This window comes from Chitinophagaceae bacterium (assembly GCA_007695095.1).
Classification (GTDB): domain Bacteria; phylum Bacteroidota; class Bacteroidia; order Chitinophagales; family REEL01; genus REEL01.
Window position 1 is genome coordinate 12,328 of sequence record REEL01000071.1, and the last position, 22,477, is coordinate 34,804.

Consider the following 22,477-nt stretch of genomic DNA (forward strand, 5'->3'; position numbering starts at 1 on the left):
AATGCAAATTGAGAAGTTCAAAGGTACAGGTGTAGCGCTGGTTACCCCTTTTACAAAAGACGGAAAAATTGATTTTAATTCATTGGAAAAAGTAATAGAGAATTGTATTTCCGGAAAAGCGGATTATCTGGTTAGTTTAGGCACAACCGGTGAATCTGTAACTTTATCAAAAGCAGAAAAGTCAGAGGTATTAGCGTTTACCATTGAAAAAGTTGCCGGCAGAAAAGCGGTAGTTGTTGGCTGTGGGGGAAACAATACTCAGGCCGTTGTTGAGGAGTTAAAGACTTTGCCAAAAGGAGTCGATGGCGTGCTTTCGGTAAGCCCCTATTACAACAAACCCAATCAAAATGGTATTTATGCGCATTATGCTCATATAGCGAAAAGCACATCGCTGTCCGTAATTTTATATAATGTTCCTTCCAGAACAGGTTCTAATATGACCGCCGACACAACTTTGCGTTTGTCAGAAGATTTTAAAAACATCATTGGAATTAAAGAAGCTTCCGGGAATATTGATCAAATCTCTGAAATCCTGTCTAAGCGAAGACCTGATTTTTTAGTAATCTCCGGTGATGATGCCCTGACTTTCCCCCTTTTATCATTAGGTATAGACGGTGTTATATCAGTGGTAGCAAATGCATATCCGTATTTATTTTCTGAAATGCTTCGAAAAACTACCTCCGGGAAAAATAAAGAAGCACAACAAATACATTTCAGACTAGCTCCGATTATTGAATTATTGTTTGCTGACGGTAGTCCGGGAGGAATAAAAGAATTACTCAGTTATTTCAAACTTACCGAAAACAACTTAAGACTTCCACTTTGGCCTGTAAATGAAGAAGTTAAAAAAAGTATTGTCAAGTTCGCTTCTGAAAATCCTGACCGGTTCTGATATAAAAGCACTTAAATAGTCAAAAAATCTAATTAAAATTGTATATTATAAGGGATAAGCAAGCATAGATTTCTTAATTTTAGAGTTTAATTTTTCAATTAGCGGTTGACATGTTAAATAATCGGAATAATCAACAAACAAACATTGAGTTAAGTGTCTGACATAAAACAATTTATTATATACACATTTTTTACGCTATTTTTTTTATTTACAGCGTTTGATGCATTTTCTCAACAAATAGTTGTCAGTGGAAGAGTTATTGATGACCATACAGAAGAGGCTATCCCTTTTGCTCATGTTCATATTAAAGGTACTCCGGCCGGAACATACACAGACATGGACGGCTATTTCGAATTACAATCATCAGTAAGGGGAGATTCCGTTATAGCAACAACTATCGGTTATCAAAAACAAGCAATAACTATAGAAAGAGCATTAGCCGGGAATGTGACGATTAGAATGTTTCGCTCAGACTTCAATATTGAAGAGGTAGTTGTAAGAGCCGGTGAAAACCCGGCGCATATAATTTTGAGAAAAATTATTGAGAATAAACCTAGACATAACAAGGATAACTTGGAGAATTATAAATATGAGGTTTATAACAAAATTGAGCTGGATCTGACAAACATTACTGAAAACTTTAAAAACAGAAGAATCTTTAGACAGGTAGATTTTATTTTTGACAATATTGACAGCCTTTCAGAAGAAAAACCATTCTTGCCAATTTTTATTACAGAAACCATATCTGAATACGCAAAACGAACAAGTCCAACCCGCGAAAGAGAGCGAATTCTTGCCAGTAAGGTTTCCGGTTCTCAAAACGAAAGCATAACTCAGTTTTTAGGGTCAATGTATCAGGACATAAACATTTATAACAATTGGGTGGATATTTTAAACCGTAGTTTCGTCAGCCCTATAGCAAATCAGGGATTAAGCTACTATAATTATTTTTTGGTAGATAGTGCTTATATAGACGATGTCTGGAGTTTTCAAATACACTTCAAACCCAAGTACAGAGGTAGTAGTACTTTCGTTGGGGAATTCTGGGTTGCAGATTCAAGCTTTGCCATTAACAGAATAAGCATGCAGATTTCAGACGATGCAAATATTAACTTTGTTGACAGACTAAGTATCTACCAGAATTTTAAGCCATTGGATGACGGTAGTTGGATGATACATCTAGACCGTTTATTTGTTGATTTTGTCAGAACTTCTGAGGATGCATTAGGTATTATAGGCCGAAAAACTACTTCTTATAAAAATATAGAGATAAATATAGAGGATATAGACAGATATTTGGCAGGACGGGAAGAGGTTATTATCGATGAACAGGCAATGCAAAGAGACGAATCCTTTTGGGAAGAGAACAGGCACTTGAGTTTAACCAAAAATGAGGCAGCGGTTTATAAAATGATAGATTCATTGAAAAATGTGCCTATGATTCGAACCTATGTTGATATTGTAAATGCTTTAGCAACCGGTTATTATGCTTTGGGGCCGGTTGAAATTGGTCCGTATTTTTCTTTTTATGGCTACAATGAAGTAGAAGGGCATCGATTTTTAATGGGTCTGCGGACAAGCAATGATTTTAGTAAAAATATAATGTTTGGTGGCTATGCGGCTTACGGAACAAAAGATAAAAGAATAAAATACGGAGGAAGTCTGCTCTGGCTTTTGGAAAAGTCTCCGCGCATGTCAATTGGTGCAATGTTCAGAGATGATGTGAGCCTAAGTACCGATAACAGAGACGGCTTTGGAACTGATAATATTTTTGCTTATTTTCTGCGGAGAGATATCCCTTTAAAATTAGTGAATATAAGAGAAGGTCGGGCTTTTTATGAAAAAGAATGGCCAATTGGCTACAGCCAGAGAGTTGGTGTGGGCCACCGGGAAATAGAACCTTATTTTGATTTCACCTATTTAAATGGTGAAGCTGCTGCCGCTTCCGATACATTTTTAAATAAAATTACAACTACTGAAATTACCCTTAAGTCGAGATTTGCATACAGAGAAAAGTTTGTTTCAGGGCAGTTTCAAAGACTCAGCCTCGGAAGTCAGTATCCAATTCTCCAATTACAATACACATACGGTGTTCCAAATGTATTGAACAGCAATTTTTCATACCATAAATTGGTTGGGGACTTAAGCCATACATTTAGGTTGAACCCGATTGGCAGAATGCACATGAACCTTACCTTTGGAAAAGTTTTTGGCGATTTACCTTATTTGCTTTTAGAAGTTCATGAAGGAAATGAAGGCTATTTCTTTAATTCAAGAAGTTACAACCTGATGAATAATTACCAGTTTGCCAGTGATCAGTTTGTTGGCTTGTATCTGAGTCATCATTTTGAAGGTTTGTTTTTCAACAGAATTCCCGGAGTTCGAAATCTCAAGTTCAGAGAAGTTATTCATGCAAAAGCACTTCTTGGGTCTATGAGTGAAGAAAATCGCTTTCTAAACCGCTTTAACGAAGTGTACTCTCCTTCACCTACTCCTTATATTGAAGCAGGTGTGGGCATTGAAAATATACTTAAATTCTTTAGAGTTGATGCTATCTGGAGATTGACATACAGGGATTTACCTGACACCTCTCCCTTTGGAGTAAGAGTTGGGATGCAACTTTCTTTTTAACTGTAAAAATGTCCTTAAGTTTTAAGGTACCCTCTTTTATTTTTTTGAAATAATTTTCAAATACAACAAAGTTTTAAGTGTAATTTGAAGCAGCTCCCTGAACAAGCCTAAAATTAGAGGATAAAAGTAGACAAAAATGAGTGTTCCAACAAAAGCTATAATTGCTTTTGTATTTATAAGAGCTACAATCGCAATTATTATCCCCAAAGGATAGCTTATGACAATTAAAGCATTAAAAACACTTACAAACCAAACATAAAGAGGAAAGTCCGAGGATAGGTTTGACTCTTCAGAATCTTCAGAGCCGGTATTTGATAAGCTTACCAGTGCATTAACATAAATCTTATATGGGAGGGTAAATATTTTAAGAATAAGCAAGTCTAAAACTTTTAATATTACATTCCCTACATTGATATTTTTGTCTTCCATAGTATAGATAATTAGGTTTAATAAAAAAAATATATTTTCATTTCAAAGCTATAAAAAATTGACATTTAAAAAAGTATAAAAAGTTTTTTCGTATAAAAATCACTATATTTTATATAATAAAAGTTGCATTTGACTACGGCTTAAACCTTAAATCCGTAGATATAGCTTGTTTTAGCTATCATCAACCAACTAAATGTAGTTTAAAGGTGTTTTTTTGATTAATTTTGAAGCAATCTGAATTTGACTTTAATCAGTAAATAGACAATATAAAAGTTTATGGAATTTTTCTTCATACTTCCTTTAAAAAATCCGGTGGCCGTATTTGCCCTTGTAATGGCAATTATTTTTATCGCCCCCATTATTTTTAACAGGATAAAAATTCCCGGTATTGTAGGGCTTATAATTTTTGGAACCATTTTCGGGCCGAGTGTGCTGGGCATGCTTGAAAGAAATGAAACTATAGAGCTGCTGGGAATTGTAGGCTTAATCTACCTAATGTTTATGGTGGGTCTTTCTATAGACTTAAACCAATTTCAGAAAATGAAAGTCAAGAGTTTAACTTTTGGTTTACTTTCGTTTTTTATACCGCAGTTGTCCAGTGTTTTCTTAGCTCCTATATTCTTAGGGTTTTCTTTTGAGGCCTCATTGTTATTAGGCTCTATTGTAGGCTCTCATACATTACTGGCTTATCCTATTGCTAACCGTTTGGGTATCGCCAAAAATGCTTCAGTAATTATGACAATGGGTGGTACCATTATTACTGATGGGTTTTCACTTATGTTATTGGCATTAGTAGCTGCCGGAGCATTTGCCGGACAACTTGAAGTCTCATTTGCATATACCTTTGTGTTACCGGTAATAGTTTTTTTGACAGTCACCATGATTGGTTTACCAAAACTGGGAAGATGGTTTTTCAAAACTGCCCGAATGGACGGCAATACCAACTATGTTTTCTTAATCTCACTGCTTTTTGTAACGGCATTTATTGCTGAAAGTGTAGGATTGGCAGCTATGATTGGAGCTTTCCTTGCCGGCTTGAGTTTAAACAGATTGGTCCCGGACAATAGTACCATGATGAATCGTATACAGTTCGTCGGGAATGCTTTGTTTATTCCGTTTTTCCTGATATCTGTGGGTATGCTGGTAGACGTAAAAGCACTATTCAGCTCTTTAGATGTTTGGATAATGGCTCTTTTCTTTACTGCATTGGTATTGGTGGGTAAATTTTTGGCAACAGCTATTACAGTGGGAGTCTTCCGCTTCTCAAAAGCTGAATTATTTACCATTTTCGGATTATCGACACCACAAGCAGCATCTACACTAGCAGTAACCTTAGTTGGGTTTGAGTTAGGCTTTTTTGGTCAAGTGACAGTTAATGCAGTAGTGATATTGATTTTAGTTACATGTCTGGTTGGCCCCTGGTTTGTTGAAAAGTTTGGAAGAGAATTGGCAAAAGAAGAAGCCTCTAGTCCATATAAACCCTCAAATGCACCACAGAGAATTCTGGTTCCTTTGGCAAATCCGCAAACAGCTGATTCATTAATGGACATTGCCATATTTATACAGCAAAAAAATGCAGAAGAACCGCTTTATCCATTGTCAGTAGTAAGGGAAAAGGAAAATGTAGATGCAGATGTAGCTGCCAGTGAAAAAATGTTAAGCCATGCTGTAGTGCATGCCGCAGCCGCAGAAAGAAGTGTTTCTCCAGTGACAAGGGTAGATTTAAATATTGCCAACGGTATCATCAGGGCTATCAGAGAGTTAAGAATTACACATATTATTATCGGTTGGAATGGTGAAATAAGTGCAAGAGATAAAATATTCGGATCAATACTGGATTTACTTTTAAAAAGAACAGATGAACTGTTTATGGTTTGTAAAGTTGACCAACCCATTAATACAACCAAAAGAGTTATTTTATTGGTTCCTCCATATTTTCAACTCGAAAAAGGATTTAGTGATGCTATGGTCACTATTCAAAAATTAATTCAACAATCCGGGGCGAATGCAATCCTCTGTACCATGGAGCAAAACAGAAAGCTGATTTCTGAAATTATGGCAGAAAAAGAGCCTAAAATAACCCCCAAAGTATTAAATATTGACAATTGGAATCAGCTTTTTTATAGCGATAAGCTACAAATTGACGACAATGATTTGATTGTCCTCATGAGTGGAAGAGAAGGCTCAATTTCATGGCAACCATATCTCAAAACACTGCCCCGGCAAATTTCCACTCATTTTAATGAGAATAATTTTGTTATTATATACCCTTCCGAAAGCAAAGACGGACTCAACCAGTCTGTTTCTATAAGATTTAGTGATGAAGGGGATATTCCTGAATTAAAAATTGAGGATATTACTTTTAATATTGAGAAACAAAGCTACGAGGATGTTCTTAAGTCTGTTTTAGCCCACCCATTTAGAAATGACGAGCATGCGTTTGGTAAAGTATTGAAAAAATTGATTGCGAAAGGGCCTGATAATACGACCCTTGAGCTGCCAAATACTATTTTAACATTTGTAACAACTTCTTTTGTAAATGAACCCCGAATTTTATGTGGATTTTCTAAAACAGGCTTTCCTCATCCGATAAGCAAAGATAATATTCATGGTATTTTTGCGCTGCTTATGCCTGAAGATGCAGACATAGAAGCGAGTCTTCATATAATTGCCAGAATAACCCGCTTTTTCAAATACAATAAGCGTTACGAAAACCTAAAAGAGGTAGTTGATGAAGTGACCTTAAAAAAAGAATTACTTGAAAAAGGGCTGCAAAGGGAAGATTAATTATCCAAAGACACTTCAAATATTGCTTTTAGTGGTATCTCACATCCACCTTCAATAATAATATTGTCATTAACAAAGCCTTTTATAAGAGAAGAGATGGTGTTGACTTGATTATCAGAGGTGGCAAAAATAATCGTTGATTTGCGATTTTGCGTATTTGCCATTATTATTGAAATATAGATTCTTTCCTTTCTGTAGTTTTTCTCAGCAGTTGATTCCAGAACATCATCAAAGTGAAACTTCAAACTTGCAATGTCAGTTATATTAAGAGTCATTTTAGTTTTTGATAGGCGAATAAAAGAATCATTACAAATTTCTTTTATTTTACGGGAAAGTAAAGCATTTTAAAGATGTTACTTTTCAACAATTTGTGTGTGAATAACTTTCGCTTATCACAAAACATTAAGCACTTGCTCTTTAATTTTTTCAAGCTCATCTTTCATTTCGACAACAAGTCTTTGCATATCAGCATCATATGATTTTGCACCAAGGGTGTTAATTTCTCTTCCCAACTCCTGACTGATAAAATTTAATTTTTTACCCTTATCAAGATTTTTATCTTCAAGCACTTCTGAAAAATAACGGATATGGCTGTTCAGTCTTGAAATCTCTTCGTTAATGTCTATTTTTTCCAGATAATAAATCATTTCCTGCTCCAATCGTGCCGTATCCAGCTCTTTTTCATTCAAATGCTTTTTTATTTGATTTTCAATTCTTTGCTTAATCAGAACGATTCGGTTTTTGTCTAACAGTTTAACTTTTTCTACTGAACTTAGAAACATTGACATGCTTTGTTCAAATTCTTTTAAAAGTCCGGTTCCTTCATTTTTTCTGTGTGCCATTGCTAAATCACAACATTCGGTTAAACAGTTTTTTAATGCTTCCCAATGCTCATTTGAACTTTCATTTTCCGCTTTGGTAGTAACATCCGGAAGGGACATTAAAATTCGCATATCTACCTCTCCCTTATGCTCTAACTTTTTCATCAGGCTAAAATAGTCTTTATAGTATTTTTCAATTACAGACTCATTAAACTTATAAACCTGTGGTATTTCTTCAAGTTCAAAAGTGATGACGCAATCTACTTTGCCCCGCACAAGTTTTTCCTGTATTATTTTTCGCATCTCATGCTCTTTATCTTTGAGTCCGGAAGGATATTTTAAATTCAAATCCAAATATTTGCTGTTAAGCGTTTTAATTTCCACGGAGACTTTTCCCTTTGGAAAGCTTGTCTGTTTTTGGCCGAAGCCTGTCATTGAATATAGCATCTTATTTTTTTTCTGTTTTTAAGGATGGTTTGCTTACAAGATAAACACCTGCAAAAATAAGTATGGATGCCAGTATTTTTAAAATATCCAACTCATCTTTTCCAAATGAGAGAGCAATAACCGAAGCAAAAACCGGCTGAAGATATATATAAACCCCGACTATTGACGGATTTACTTTACTTAATGCAAAAATATTGAGCAGATAGGCCAAAAAAGTAGTTGCAAACACAACATATATTACAGCTAACCAAATGCCTGTGGTGAACGACTGCCAGTCAATTAAAGTAAATTCACCGTATCCCACCGGCCACACAAATATACAACCACTTAAAAACACATAGAAAATTACATTTAACGGGGAATACTTCTTCATGAGAGGCTTTACCAAAACCAAATATAAGGCATAAGAACAGGCGTTAACCAATATAAGAAGGTCGCCCCTCAATGTATTTTGTTCAAACCCAAATGCATTTAAACTTCCTGAGAGTAATATAAAAAAAGCACCTAAAGCTCCCAAAAATATTCCGGCTCCTTTCGAAAAAGTAATTCGCTCTTTTAATAAAAAGGCAGTCATGATCAAAACTAATATAGGCGTAGTAATCATTATTAGTGATGCATTTATGGGAGTAGTCCAGTCGAGTCCTTTAAAAAACATTAATTGGTTTAGAGCTACCCCGAAAAATCCACACATTATAATCCTAGGAAGATCTTTTTTAAATGGAACTTTGATTTTTAAAGCAAGGGCAAAAAGAAAAAATAAAAATGTAGCTACAGTTACCCTCAGGAAAATAAACCCGTAGGGAGTAATGTAGTCAGGCATAACAACTTTGGCAATCGTGTAGTTTGCGCCGTAAATTAAATTTACCAGCACCAAAGCACCATGAACTTTTAAAATTGAAATAGGCTTAACTTCTGTCACTTAGAAATCTTTCCCGATAGAAAAATGCCATACCCTGTCTTTGAGTTCACCGCTATCAAGACCTCTGGCAGCATCAAGTCTTAAAAAATATCCAAAAATAGAAGTTCTGAAACCCAGGCCATAGCTCATAACTATCGGGTTTCTGAAGTATTCTACTTCAACCTGAATAGGTACATCCCCAATAGTTTCATTAAAAAGCGGGTTGCTTTGGTCATATGGATTCAGGCCAACCCATGCTGTTCCCACATCTGCAAACCCAACCAGCTGAAAGTTTCTGATAAATTCTGAGCGAATAGGATTTCTTATTAGATAAGTAAAAACAGGGACTCTCAACTCAGAGTTAAATACGGCAAAACTATTTCCGTTTCTAATATTTTGAGGGAAACCGCGCATATTTGTGGCTATCGTTTGAAAGGCAAAGTTCTCTTCATCCGTTACCGGAATACTATTGTCAAAGTTTGGTAAAAAGGCATTGTCCACCCCTCCTAAAAAGTAGATTAATTTTCTGGTTCCGTAAGAAGTACCAAAAGCAAATCTGTTTGCCCAAATTATTTGTCTGTGCACTCGTTGATAATGTCTGAAATCACCCCCAACAACGCCCAAATAGGCGTCATTAAAATTAGGAACATCTAAATCTACCTGTCCTAATATAGTGTCTCTGTTCATTTCAATTTCCTTATGTATTTCTGCATAAAGTTTGAAACGGGTACCTGTTCGAAGGTTTGTCCCAATTCGCATGGTATTGTCATGCACATACTCTGCACGCGCCAAAATCCAATTTTCTGTATAGTTTGGCAAGCTGCGACTTAAATTATCTCTGGACTTATAAATTACCCGCTCATTTCTAAACCCGACATACCCCCTTAGGCTTCTGATTACATCAAAGGGATAGCTGACACCGTATTGAAAATAATTGGTTATGAATTGCACTTCAATTGGAAGGTTAAATGCCGTTACTTCTCTGTCTGTAAAAGGAATGCGTTCCCCCGCTCCATATACCTTTGAATCTGAACGGCGATAGTATAAAAGCTTTTTGTCCAGTCTTTTCTTAAGATTTTCATACGTTAAAAAGTATTCTGAACTATTGAAGTTTGTAGGCACTCTAAAACCTCCTATCAGTCGGTAATCTTCAAATAAATCACTCACACCAATAGCCATCATCAGGCTTAAGTTCGGGTTGTTAAATGTAGGGTCTGCTTCTGCAAATTTTTGATAACGGTTAATCATCAAACTATTGTCAAACTGTGTTTGCACATAATCATTTGTAAACTTTACCCTATAAGGTAAAACTCTTGTAAGCTGGAAGGTTTCCCGATCACCTTGCTGAGTATCTACTGAGTATAAATAGGTTTGCCTGTCCGGCCCGTCCTCTTCAACTTCTATTAAAAGGGTATCTGACGGGTGGTAATGCTCACTTTGAAAATAAAATGTTGGAAAGCGAATTCCCCCGGTGTCTTCCTCAGACATACGGCTAAGTTTTTCGTATCGAGCTCTTTCTATTTTCTTTTCCTCAATAGTGTTTAGGTGATCTCTATATGAAGTGTTTTGAGGCATGTTAATTCTATCTGCATTAGCTATTATATCCTGAGTAGGTTGAATATAAAAATGAAATTTACCCTCATCTCTAAAAACCTTCAGGGTACTTGATGATGCCGGTTGATTATCATAATCCAGCAAATTCCATGCATAATCTGAGATTGGGTTGAGATATGCCGTGTCTTTATAAACTCTTTGTGTTCTAACTGAGTCAGGGTTCCATAATCCCTCATCCATAAGAGAAAGTATATCATACTCAGGGTTCACAACAATTGAGTCTTCAAAAAAATAAGTAGTATCGATATGAGAAAAAGTGGAGTCTATATATCCTGCAATAAGATTTCTAATACCGCTTTCTTCACTGATAAAGCTGAAATAGGTGCTGTCCATCTTGGCCGGTCGCCAGTTATTGTGCCACCCTCCTCTCGTGATTTTCAAAACCTCATTACCCCCCTTGTCCATGTCATAGAAAAAGAGATTAAGCCTGCCTGTCGGTAAAATAGTGTCTATTCTTTGTTCTTCAAGTGTGATTGATGTTCTGTTCGAAAGGAATAAAATACCATTCCGGTTATTTGAGTTAATAAAAGCCGGCTGCAAATCATCATAAAAATCATTGGTGATCTGACGTACCCTGCCTGAAGGAATGTGATAAGTATAGATATTAGATTGACCTGCAGAAATAGCTGATAACAATAAGGTTGATGCGTTATCTGTGAAGTCAATATGTGTGATTTTTTGAAAATTGGTGATAAGCCTGCGATCCCGATCCCTTTCTTCCAAATCATAAAAATGCAGATAATTATCTCCCCTTCGCTCTTCTGTAAAAACCAGCATTTTGCCATCCGGAGACCAGCTTAAAAGAGGATAGCTGTAATCTGTTAAAAGTGTTTTGGTTCTGTGTCCGCCCCGGTATATGGTTCTGGTGCGATTCGTTTCCGTATCCAGTATATGAATTCTATAGCGACCCAATTGATTGGTTACATAAGCAATTTTGTTCCCCTCGGGATGAAGTCTTGCCTGATAATGGTGCCATTTTTTTTGTTTTCTTTTATTTACTTTTAAATCTTCCTCAGGAAAATCTCTGTTTTGTAAATCTGCAGTATATCTTGTAAGTTGAAAATTATACCATTCTTCAAGAGTTTCATTTACTGTTTTACCAAGCACAAAAAGGAATCCACTCTCCATATTTCTGTTTATTCTGGTAATATACAGTAAGTTAGAAATAGCATTTTCGCCATAGTTCTCGGCAATGTATTGAAAAATAGCATGGCCTGCAAATTTGGCTTCTTCTCCGGAAAGCCTGTTAAGCCTTTTGTAATTTCCCGATAATACACCATCTCTTAGCCGATCGTCAAATTTGCTGTTCCATTCGTTTCCAACATAAGAAACCAAGCCTCCGGAAAACCAGCTTGGAATATTCAGCAACACAGAGTTTTGCAAGACTTCCTGAACACTACCGCCAAAAAGCATATTTTCCATAATAACCTGAGCAATTCCCTTTCTTATCTGTGCAGCAAGGTTCTGATGGTTTCCGTTGAAGTATAAAAAAACTTTATTATCAATAATCTGAGTAACCCCCCCTGTATTGTAACCCTCCCTGCCAATTCCAATATTTGTCTGATTGGCATCCATAATATTATTATAAACCAGTAGAGAGATGTCACTGTTGAGTCTATATTCCAGACGATCTTCAATATCTTTAAGCACTTTTTCGGCATATTGGACTGTAAATCGACCGATATCCTGACCTCCCATATAAAAATAAGTAGTAAAATTGTCAGATTGAAAGTAAGACCATTCAAAGTTTTTATACTTTACTCTGTTTTGGCCAAACTCCTCTATAGTGGTCTGTGCTGTTGATTTAATTGTAAAAATTAAAGCGCTCAGGCAAAAAATTAATAGAGATTTATAAATTAAGGATGAAAATTTCATAATGTTAAAATCAATTCTCCTCTTTTGGGAAGGAAAAAATTATAATTTTGTAACGAACCAGACTTATCAAAAGTAACAAAAAAACGTAAAATGACTTCAATAAAGTGTTTTGTATTTAACCCTTTTGCAGAAAACACCTATTTAATTTACAATAATGATGGAGATTGTTGGATAATTGACCCGGGATGTTTTACTACTCAGGAAGAAGATTTGCTATCAAATTATATTGAAAGTGAGGGACTTAAGCCCTCAAGGCTTTTGCTGACACACGGCCATTTAGACCATGTAATTGGGAACGATTTTATTTTAAAAAAATATAAACTAGCTCCGGAAATTCATAAAATGGATTTACCAAATATGGAAAGTGCACCGGCAACAGCAGCTTCTTATGGTGTTGACATTAAACCTTCTCCGGCTCCAATAAATTTTTTAAAAGAAGGGGATGTTTTAAAAATGGGAGAAGCAGCATTTAAGGTGCTTTTTACACCGGGACATGCACCCGGGCACATAAGCCTATATAATGAAAGGGAAATGTATATAATTTCCGGTGATGTCTTATTTGAAAACAGCATTGGCAGATATGATTTGCCCGGAGGGAATTTAAATGTTTTGCTTGAGTCTATAAAAAATAATTTTCTAAACTTGCCGGATGAAGTGGTTGTGTATCCGGGGCACGGCCCATCCACAACTATAGGAAAAGAAAGAAAACTAAATCCATTTCTCATAAATATTGACTAATTTACATTTATTGAATAAATTCGGTTTTTTCAGCTAATTTCGCGTTCAAAATAAAAACAAGACAACATGAATAAAAAATTTGGTATAACAGGGGTAGGTGGATACGTCGCTCCAAAGCATCTTAAAGCTATCCTTGAAACCGGAAATGTGCTTACTACAGCACTTGATATAACTGATTCTGTTGGATTGCTTGACAGCTATTTTCCGGAAGTGGATTTTTTTAATGAGCCGGAACGCTTCGACAGACATTTGGAAAAACTTTACAGAAAAGGAGAGGGTATTGACTATCTGAGTATTTGTTCACCGAACTATTTGCACGATGCGCATATAAGAATGGGACTAAGAACAGGAGCTCATGCCATTTGTGAAAAACCACTTGTTTTAAACCCCTGGAATTTAGATTTTTTGGAGGAATTAGAACAGGAATCCGGAAAAAGAGTATATACAATACTTCAGTTGAGAGTTCATCCGGCCTTAATTGCGCTAAAGGAAAAAATGGAGAAAACCGGCACTAGCGATAAAAAAGAAATTAATTTGACTTACATAACCAGCAGAGGTCCATGGTACTTAAGAAGCTGGAAGGGAAACCTTGAAAAATCAGGAGGCTTAGCCAGTAACATTGGAATACATTTTTTTGATATGCTTATCTGGATGTTTGGACAAGCGGAAAGCATTGAGGTTCACATTAATGAAGAAAAAGTTGTTTCGGGCTTTTTAAATTTAGAGAGAGCAAGAGTAAAATGGTTTCTGTCTATTGATAAAAATATGTTGCCGGAAGATGTAAAAAAAGCAGGACAGATGACTTATCGTTCAATTACAGTTGACAAAGAAGAAATTGAATTTTCCGGGGGTTTTACAAATCTACATACACTGGTGTATGAGTCTATACTAAAGGGAGAAGGTTTTGGAATTACTGAGGCAAGAGATTCTATTGAGATTATCCAAAAAATCCGAACAGCTACGGTTAAACCTGAAAAAGAAAATATGCATGAAAAACTAATTGAGTTAAACCGATAAAAAAAGCCCCGCTGATAAAATCAGCGGGGCTTTTTTTTATACTTTATAAAATTCTTATTGTTTAATGAATTTGTGATAATCCACACCTTTGTTTTTAACTTCTACACGAAGAACATAAATACCTTTTGGTAAATCACTAATTCCTATTTCCAATCTACTATTTCCGTTTACAGGACTTGACTTAACCAATGTGCCGTCTAAAGCATAAACACCAACATTCGAAATCTGAATTTCAGAATTATTGTTTTCAAGAATTAAGTAATCTGAAGCCGGGTTTGGATATGTATTAAAATCAAATTGCTTAACGTTTAAGTTCCTAACGCTTGAAATAATCGGATCAGCTGTTTCTACCGCCACACTATCAATATTTTCAAAAGCTACAACTGCACGTGGTGCAAAGTAATTCATAATAGTATCAATGTAATTCAATGCCATTGCTTTTGTTTGCATAGGATTTGCTGCAGAACCACAGCCATCTTCCGGAGCGCCTGTTGGAGCTGCTGCACTTGGATGTCCGCAATCATACCATGCCCATGGTTCGAAGCCTACACCATTAAAAGGGAATAAACCTTCTAAAGCAGTTTTAGCTTGAGCAGCTAAGGTATAATCATCTGTAAAGTTTGCGGCATAAAAAATATCCTGATTTCCAACTTCATCAGATTTTCCGATTACATCTAAGCTTCCGCTTACTTCAACAATGGCATCACCTGTACTGGCTACTATAACTACCTGAGTGCCATAAGGTGTCAATGGATCTCCAACGCCGTGGAATGCAACTATTGGAGCTTCACCACTTTCTATCCAAGAAGAGTCGCCAACTGCACCACCAAGGTTTTTCACAATCTGAACAGCAGAAGAATATCCGGGAGTATTATATCTGTTTACACCGGAAGCTCCACCTTCTCCCCAAATTCCACCGGTAATATCAGGGTCAACAAATGGTGCGCCATTATCATCTAAAAATTTAAAAAGCTCTAATTCTTCCGGTTTGTTTAATGAACCAACGGTTAAAGCGACATAGCCTCCTGAGTTTGAGCCACCAATTGCAACTCTGTAAGGATCAATTCCGAATTGATTACCATTTTCAGCATCTTCTCTGAAAAAACGAATGGCTGCTCTGGCATCCTGATTAGCTCTGTAAACAGCTTGTATAATTGTTTTGGCCCGGTCTTCCTGATCGGTAGCTGTTGGCGTCCAACCTAAGCGGTAACCAATTGAGGCGCAAGTCCATCCTCTTTTGGCATATTGTTTACACATTTCAACGATGGTGCTGTCACCCTTATCACCTAATGGCAAGGTATTTAAACCCTTTGGAATAAAACTCCCCGCGTGCATTAAAATCATTAATGGCCTGTCAGTAGAAGCATCACCGGTTGGAGTATAAACATCCATTGATAAATCCTGCAAGTTAGGCGAACCGGTCAAAATCGTATAATTTTGAGCATAATTGACTCCTGTTTGGACACTCACATCTGTGAAAACCTCTTCAATTATAGGCGTTTGTGCATGAATTTTTGATACTGAGAATAGTATCAGTAATGTAAAAATTAGTTTCATTTGCGTTTTCATATTTTTTTGTTTTAAAGTTTATATCAAATATAACCTATTTAGGGTTTAGAAATACAATTATAAAGAAATATTTTTTTTATTGAACAGTTGACTTTTACCAATTATAAGCCGGGATTTTCAAAAGTAATGGAAATATATGCTAGCCTTCCTATATAAGGCCCGCCATAAGTTTGGTAATGTTTGTTATTCAATAAGTTGGATGCACCAATTTTAAAGGTCGTGTGAAGTGGCTTGTGTGTATAGTTTATTTGAGCATCCAACAAGCCGTAAGTAGGGACAAATCCGGTAAATTGGGGGGAACCTTCAAATAAAAATCCCTGTACCCATTTATAATTTACATTAAAGCCAATATTTCTCAAAGTAACTCTGTCGCCAAATCTTAAAACCAAATCTCTGGCACTTACTCCAATATTGAATTTATGCTCCGGGGTATTAAAAGCAGGGACTATCGGGTCATCAGAGCCCAACAAATTCAACCGGTTCCAGGAGTAGTTTCCATTTAAAGAGTAATATCGGCGGAAGTAATAGTTGAATCCAATGGCGGTTCCGTATGTCAAAACTTCATCAGTAGCATTAGCAGCAATTCTGTAAACCTGCGATTGAGTAATAAAGCCCGTTGATTCATCAAAATCAACCTCTGCACCAATATTATAGCCTATAAAATCTCTGTATAAACTCATGTAGGCACTCATGTCTACATAAAAGTTATTTAAAACAGTTCCACGGTAACCGATTTCCAACGTTCGCACTTTTTCAGGTACAATAGGTGCAACATTAAAGTAGTCGAGCGTATCCGGATTTCTGGTGTTCACATAATCTATAAGTGATTCTGTTGTTACTATAGAGTCTTTCCCGCCAAGGTTTCCTAATAATATTGCCCGGCCAACATTGTAAAACAAGTACTGATCCTGTAAAGTTGGATTTCTGATTGCTGATGAAAACGAAAAACGCAGAGTGTGATTACCTCTTGAATAAACAGCAGATGCAGCAGGCGAGACCTGGTATCCAAAGTTTTGATTTTTATCCAGTCGTGCGGCTGCTGATAAAATCAGGCGGTCACCAATAAATCTTCTTTCAGCACCGGCATAAACGCCATATTCATAGTTCCTGATTACAACACCGGCAGTGTCACTGAAAATTGTACCGTCAGAGTCAGGGGCATACAATCTGTAACTGCCTCCAACCCTCAAATCAGCAATTCCTCCGGGATTAAACTTGTATTCTCCCTGAACGTGATACAGCTTAGATTTATCATAGAAACGGGTACCACCTTCCGATAAGGTTGATTCAGAAGTTATTTGATTAAACATGGAATCAAATTCAGCAGTTCCCGGCTCAAACCGCACCGTAGATTCAATAAGAGGATTTCCAATTCCATCGGCAAAGGCTCTGGTTTCTTCATGCCATGCCTGAATTGAATCCTGAAAGGTATTCAGCACATTTTGAGCTACGGCAACGGTGGAATCTCTTGTGTCTCCAAACCACCAGTTTCCCTGACCGGGAAAATCCGGTAAATTCCTGACTCTGTTTACAATATTCTGACTCCAGTAGCTTATATAATCCTGATTCCAGGCATTATTGTTTTTTGCTTCTTGCTGAAGTAAAAGAGCAGTAAAAACGGCATCATAAGAATCCCCGGCATCTTCCAAAGTTGTATAGGCACGCACAAAAAATCTATTCGGTTTACTTACTTCAACCCGATGTTGCTGAAATTGAAGATTTTTTAAACTATAGCGGTTATCTCCCTGATATACGGTTGTTCCGGCACCATAATTATAACTGTAATTTGCTTCTATGTCACGGGTCAGCTTATAATGAAGGGAAGCCCCGGCCTTTATATTTCTTATATCATAATCTACTACATCAATTTCCCGGTAACCGGTTCGGTAAAAAACGCCTAAACCGGGATAATTTCTCAAGCCGCTAAAGGTTTCAAAATTATTAGTTTGCTCTCTAAAATTTTCATCTCCGTAAACATTCACAGCATCGTAACCCCCCGGATTATCCGGTCCTTTCAAAGATTGGTCTGTGGGATTATAGTTTTCTGCTTCCCAATCATCAGCCCTCAAAAATGAAAAATTCAGCTTAAAAGCAAATTTGTCTTCATCGTCACTATCTCTGAAAACTCTTGCATAGCGTACGGCTGTTTCAAATAAATTACGCTCTCCACCTTTTACCATTACACTTAAACCGGGATGAAAAAATGGGTTTCGGGTATACATATTAATAACTCCGTTGAAGGCATTAGGCCCGTAAAAAGCAGTACTCGCACCTTGAATTAATTCTACTCTTTGAATATCAAGCTCGGAAGAACCCACAAAATTCCCCAAAGAAAAATTTAATCCGGGAGCCTGATTGTCAGCTCCGTCAACCAATTGTAAAGAGCGTACCGGTGAAGTCGAGTTAAATCCACGCGTATTGATAATCACAAACCCAAGACTGGCCGTCGTCATGTCAACCCCTTTCATATTGCCCAAACCTTCATAAAAAGATGCGGCAGGAGTCTCTTTTATTGCGGCCAAACTCATAGACTCAATTGTTAAGGCAGACTCTCGCAAACGGTCAGTTATCCGGCTTTCAACAACCTCTACTTCACCCAAACCTTCTGCAGAAGAAACCATTCTTACACGTAAAGTTCTGTTTAGATCATTCTCGCTGATAGTAATCGTTTGGGAAACGTAACCTAAATAAATAACTTCAATCTCTGCCGGTAATTCCTGAGTAATCCGAAGTGTAAAACGGCCATCAAAATCAGTTGTAGTACCGGTAGAAGTACCTTTAATTACTACATTTGCACCAAATAAGGTTTCGCCTGTCTCCCTGTCTGTTATAACTCCTGAGACAGATTGGGAATAAGCAAAACTTATGTGTAAAAGAAAAAACAAAAAGACTGTATAAAATTTCATTTTAATTTAATTATCATTTTGATAAAGGAAACCTAAATTTTGTTTAAAGATAACTTAATTTTAAATTTAGAAAATAAGATTGTTAATTTGAGGATAATTAATAAAAAAAAAGAAAAGATTTTGTAAAAAAGGATTGTTATAAATGAAAATTGTAGTTGTAAACAGTTCTTTTATTACTTGATTTATTTTAGACATTTCTTTTACTTTGACAATAAATCATTTAAATTTGTTTTACTGATTTTATAAACATGGAGTTAAAAAATAAAAAAGTACTGATAACAGGTGGTAGCTTAGGCATTGGCTATGCTATAGCTGAAGCATTGATTTCAGAGGGCGCTGACGTGATTATAACCGGTAGAGATAAAGGCCGTTTAGAGAGTGCAGCTAAAAAATCCGGAGCCTTATTTTTACAGGCAGATGTTTCTAAAGAAAAAGATGTTGATGCAACTTATGATTTTATTTTAGAGAAATTTGGCACACTGGATATATTAATAAATAATGCAGGCATTGGAAAACCTGCGGCATTAGAAAATCTCAGTAGAGAAAAAATAATGGAAGTATTTGATGTAAATGTAATTGGAGCAGCATTGACAACTGCGAAATTTACACCATTATTTAAAGAAAAAAAATCGGGAGATATTGTAAATATAGCGTCCACTGCAGCGCTTAAGGGCTATAAAAACGGCTCAATTTATGTAGCATCAAAGTTTGCCCTCAGGGGTATGACAGAATGTTGGAGGGCTGAATTAAGACCTTTTAACATTAGAGTTATGCTTGTGAATCCTTCGGAAGTTGCAACCGCTTTCGGAAATTCTGAGCGTAAAGAGCGACAAGCTCAGCCTAATAAATTGAGACCTAAAGAAATAGCAGATGCAGTAAGCGGGATTTTAAAACTTGAAAGCAGAGGGTTTATACCTGAACTTTCAGTTTGGGCAACCAACCCATTTGATTGATTTTTAAACTAAAAAGGAACCGGATTATGGATTTAAAAACTAGAAAGGAGGTGATAGATCATCTCTACTCCTTTATCTCTGAAAGTAAGAAAAAAAGGATGAACCAGGTACTAGGCGAAAGAACTAAGTTCCTGACACTTGTTTTAGAGGATGTTTACCAGCCTCAAATTGTGAGCTCTATTGTGAAAACATGCGATTGTTTTGGCATTCAGGATTTGCATCTGGTAGAAAACTTTAACAAGTATTCAGCAAGCCCTGATGCGATTATTGCTGCAACAAAGTGGGTGAATATTCACCGATACAGAGAAAAAAACAGCAATAATACACAACTGGCAATTAATGAACTGAGGGATTCAGGCTATCAGATTGTAACCGTTACAAACAATAGAAGAGCAACTTCAATTGATGAATTTCCGATGGATAAAAAAACAGCAGTTATTTTTGGACCGGAAAAAAGCGGACCATCTGATGTTGCTATTAAGCAAGCGGATGCTTTTGTAAAAATTCCGTTGCTTGGTTTTTCTGACTATCTGAATTTACCGGTCACTACAGGAGCGGCCTTGAATTCATTAAGACACCGAATGGTTCAGTCTAAAGCAAAGTGGCAACTTGATGAAAATGAGATTGATGAAGTTAAATACTTTTGGGCGCATAAGTTGCTGAAAAGTGCCGACAGACTCGAAGATGTTTTCTTAAATAAATAAATTCTAAACTAAATAGAGTATAGAAGAAAAGTTTACTCAAAAAGACATATTTTAACATTATATTTGTATTTTTAATTTAATTGTCAGAGATTTGTGTACTTAACACTATCTATATGTCTATTTTAAGTTCAGGGGTTTTTTGGGGTGTTCTGATTTTATTAATCGGAATGTCAATAATTTTAAAAGCATTGTTTGGCTGGAATATTCCGGTTTTAAGAATTGTCTTTGGATTGCTGTTTATATACATAGGCCTTCGGTTAATACTTGGCTTTTTTTATAAACCTGACACTAAAGAGAAACACTTCTTTAATAGCAAGGAAAAAATAGAATATAGCGAAGGAGTTAAAGATTATAATATAATTTTCGGCAGTTCTGTGATTGATTTGAGAAATATAGAAGTCGTTGATAAAAAGAAAAAAGTAGAAATAAATGTCATTTTTGGAAGCGGCAAGGTCTATATGCCTGAAAATGTAGATTATGTAGTAGAAATGAATGCTATTTTTGGTGATGTAAAATCTCCTGACAGAAATGCAAGTGGGATGGGAAGCGCCAACTACACCAAAGGCGTCGGTGACTCTGCAGAAAATGTAAAGCTGTATATTAGTGTTAATGCTATTTTCGGCTCAGTAAACATCGTAAATTGATAGTTTAACCTGTTGCCCAGCTTTCTCTGTCAAGTGAACGATATTGGATAGCTTCAGCCAGATGTTCAGCTTCAATTTCTTTACTGCCATTAAGGTCAGCTATGGTTCTGGATACTTTTAGTATTCTGTCATAGGCTCTTGCCGATAAACCCAGTTTTTCCATGGCTCTTTTTAACAGGTTTTGTCCTGCACTATTGATTTCACAACATTCTTTCAGAATTTTTGAGCTCATTTGTGCATTGCAATACAGACCTTCAGTATTTTTAAATCTATCTTCCTGAAATTCTCTGGCTCGTATCACCCTTTCTCTTACCGCTTCACTTTTCTCTCCCGAAGGAGCGGCAGAAAGGTCACTGATTGATACCGGGGTTACTTCCACATGCAAGTCAATCCGATCCATTAAAGGGCCTGAAATTTTATTTAAATATTTCTGAACTATACCGGGTGCGCAGACACATTCCTTTTCCGGATGATTGTAATATCCACAAGGACAAGGATTCATAGAGGCAATCAGCATAAAACTGGAGGGATAGTCAACGGTAAACTTTGCTCTGGAAATGGTAATTCTGCGTTCTTCCATGGGTTGTCTGAGCACTTCTAAAACCGTTCTTTTAAATTCCGGAAGTTCATCCAGAAAGAGTACTCCATTATGGGCAAGCGAAATTTCTCCGGGCTGAGGCACATTCCCTCCGCCAACTAATGCAACATCACTAACGGTATGGTGGGGAGATCGGAAAGGACGCAGATTTATTAAACCGGAATCTGAAGGAAGCAAACCGGATACAGAATGAATTTTTGTAGTTTCTAAGGCTTCATAAAGTGTTAAAGGAGGTAAAATAGTTGGCAGTCTTTTTGCCAACATTGTTTTTCCGGAACCGGGCGGTCCAATTAAAATGAGATTATGGCCTCCTGCTGCGGCTATTTCCATAGACCTTTTAATATTTTCCTGTCCTTTTACATCCTGAAAATCCAAATCAGTAATGTTTAGTTTATGAGCAAATTCAGCCCGGGTATCTATATGGATTTTCTCAAGATTATGGTTATCAGTAAAAAAGTCATAAACGTCTCTAATGTTTTCCACGCCATAAACATCCAGATTGTCGACTATTGCCGCTTCACGGGCATTTGCTTTCGGTAAAATAAGACCTTTAAAATTTTCTTTTCTGGCCTGAATAGCTATTGGCAAAGCACCTTTAATGGGTTGTACTGTGCCGTCTAAAGACAATTCCCCCATGATAATATATTTTCCGATTTCCTCCTTGTTAATTTGATCGGAAGCGGCCAAAATTCCGGCAGCCATTGTTAAGTCATAGGCAGAACCCTCTTTTCGAATATCTGCCGGGGCAAGATTTATTACGATTTTTTTTCTGGGAATTTTGAGGCCGTTATTTTTCAAAGCGGCGTCCATTCGAAACCAACTTTCTTTAACAGCATTGTCGGGAAGCCCTACTATGTAGTGATTCATCCCTTCCCCAATATTTACTTCAATTGTAATTGTTCTGGCATCGACACCATATACAGCACTTCCAAAAGTTTTTACCAGCATAGTATA

General features: G+C 36.5%; 16 protein-coding genes. 8 read left to right on the forward strand and 8 right to left on the reverse strand.

Annotation, left to right across the window (positions count from 1 at the left end; genetic code table 11):
• Nucleotide 1 precedes the first annotated feature (1 nt).
• Nucleotides 2-892: a 4-hydroxy-tetrahydrodipicolinate synthase gene (locus EA412_02765; protein TVR81496.1), complete on the forward strand. Its 891-nt coding sequence runs from the start codon at nt 2-4 to the stop codon at nt 890-892.
• Between the two features lie 153 nt (nt 893-1,045).
• Nucleotides 1,046-3,523 (forward strand): carboxypeptidase-like regulatory domain-containing protein, encoded by a 2,478-nt coding sequence (locus EA412_02770; GenBank protein ID TVR81497.1) that lies wholly within the window; start codon nt 1,046-1,048, stop codon nt 3,521-3,523.
• 36 nt (nt 3,524-3,559) lie between these two features.
• Here EA412_02770 and EA412_02775 read toward each other — a convergent pair whose 3' ends face one another.
• A complete protein-coding gene (locus tag EA412_02775; GenBank protein TVR81498.1) occupies nt 3,560-3,952 on the reverse strand; it encodes a hypothetical protein in 393 nt (130 codons plus the stop codon).
• Nucleotides 3,953-4,228: 276 nt separating this feature from the next.
• On the opposite strand from EA412_02775, the gene EA412_02780 reads away from it, so the two are divergent.
• Nucleotides 4,229-6,739 (forward strand): cation:proton antiporter, encoded by a 2,511-nt coding sequence (locus EA412_02780; protein ID TVR81499.1) that lies wholly within the window; start codon nt 4,229-4,231, stop codon nt 6,737-6,739.
• Here the strand turns inward: EA412_02780 and EA412_02785 are convergent.
• The 4 genes from EA412_02785 to EA412_02800 form a co-directional block, all read right to left on the reverse strand.
• Nucleotides 6,736-7,014: a hypothetical protein gene (locus EA412_02785; GenBank protein TVR81500.1), complete on the reverse strand. Its 279-nt coding sequence runs from the start codon at nt 7,012-7,014 to the stop codon at nt 6,736-6,738. The genes EA412_02780 and EA412_02785 overlap by 4 nt on opposite strands.
• A 117-nt stretch (nt 7,015-7,131) precedes the next feature.
• A complete protein-coding gene (locus EA412_02790) occupies nt 7,132-8,007 on the reverse strand; it encodes a YicC family protein (GenBank protein TVR81501.1) in 876 nt (291 codons plus the stop codon).
• A 1-nt stretch (nt 8,008) separates the two neighbouring features.
• Nucleotides 8,009-8,908 carry a DMT family transporter gene (locus tag EA412_02795; protein ID TVR81530.1) on the reverse strand — a complete coding sequence of 300 codons (900 nt, stop codon included), beginning with the start codon at nt 8,906-8,908 and terminating at the stop codon, nt 8,009-8,011.
• 18 nt (nt 8,909-8,926) lie between these two features.
• On the reverse strand, nt 8,927-12,394 hold the full coding sequence (locus EA412_02800) for a hypothetical protein (protein TVR81502.1): 3,468 nt from the start codon (nt 12,392-12,394) through the stop codon (nt 8,927-8,929).
• A gap of 90 nt (nt 12,395-12,484) precedes the next feature.
• Here EA412_02800 and EA412_02805 point away from each other — a divergent pair, with 90 nt between their 5' ends.
• Nucleotides 12,485-13,132 (forward strand): MBL fold metallo-hydrolase, encoded by a 648-nt coding sequence (locus EA412_02805; GenBank protein TVR81503.1) that lies wholly within the window; start codon nt 12,485-12,487, stop codon nt 13,130-13,132.
• A 66-nt stretch (nt 13,133-13,198) separates the two neighbouring features.
• Entirely contained in the window at nt 13,199-14,149 is a 951-nt protein-coding gene (locus tag EA412_02810) for a gfo/Idh/MocA family oxidoreductase (protein ID TVR81504.1), read from the forward strand.
• A 54-nt stretch (nt 14,150-14,203) separates the two neighbouring features.
• Here EA412_02810 and EA412_02815 read toward each other — a convergent pair whose 3' ends face one another.
• Both EA412_02815 and EA412_02820 read right to left on the reverse strand, forming a co-directional pair.
• The gene (locus EA412_02815) at nt 14,204-15,718 is read right to left on the reverse strand and encodes a T9SS C-terminal target domain-containing protein (protein ID TVR81505.1); all 1,515 of its coding nucleotides are present in this window, start codon (nt 15,716-15,718) and stop codon (nt 14,204-14,206) included.
• 101 nt (nt 15,719-15,819) lie between these two features.
• Complete coding sequence (locus tag EA412_02820) at nt 15,820-18,585, reverse strand: TonB-dependent receptor (protein ID TVR81531.1); 2,766 nt, start codon at nt 18,583-18,585, stop codon at nt 15,820-15,822.
• 287 nt (nt 18,586-18,872) lie between these two features.
• Between EA412_02820 and EA412_02825 the strand changes: the two genes are divergently transcribed.
• The 3 genes from EA412_02825 (at nt 18,873) to EA412_02835 (ending at nt 20,925) form a co-directional block, all read left to right on the forward strand.
• The gene (locus tag EA412_02825; GenBank protein ID TVR81506.1) at nt 18,873-19,577 is read left to right on the forward strand and encodes an SDR family oxidoreductase; all 705 of its coding nucleotides are present in this window, start codon (nt 18,873-18,875) and stop codon (nt 19,575-19,577) included.
• A 26-nt stretch (nt 19,578-19,603) separates the two neighbouring features.
• On the forward strand, nt 19,604-20,281 hold the full coding sequence (locus EA412_02830; GenBank protein ID TVR81507.1) for a TrmH family RNA methyltransferase: 678 nt from the start codon (nt 19,604-19,606) through the stop codon (nt 20,279-20,281).
• A 113-nt stretch (nt 20,282-20,394) separates the two neighbouring features.
• Nucleotides 20,395-20,925 (forward strand): hypothetical protein, encoded by a 531-nt coding sequence (locus EA412_02835; protein ID TVR81508.1) that lies wholly within the window; start codon nt 20,395-20,397, stop codon nt 20,923-20,925.
• A gap of 4 nt (nt 20,926-20,929) precedes the next feature.
• Here the strand turns inward: EA412_02835 and EA412_02840 are convergent, their stop codons facing one another.
• Complete coding sequence (locus EA412_02840) at nt 20,930-22,471, reverse strand: ATP-binding protein (protein ID TVR81509.1); 1,542 nt, start codon at nt 22,469-22,471, stop codon at nt 20,930-20,932.
• Between the last annotated feature and the right edge of the window lie 6 nt (nt 22,472-22,477).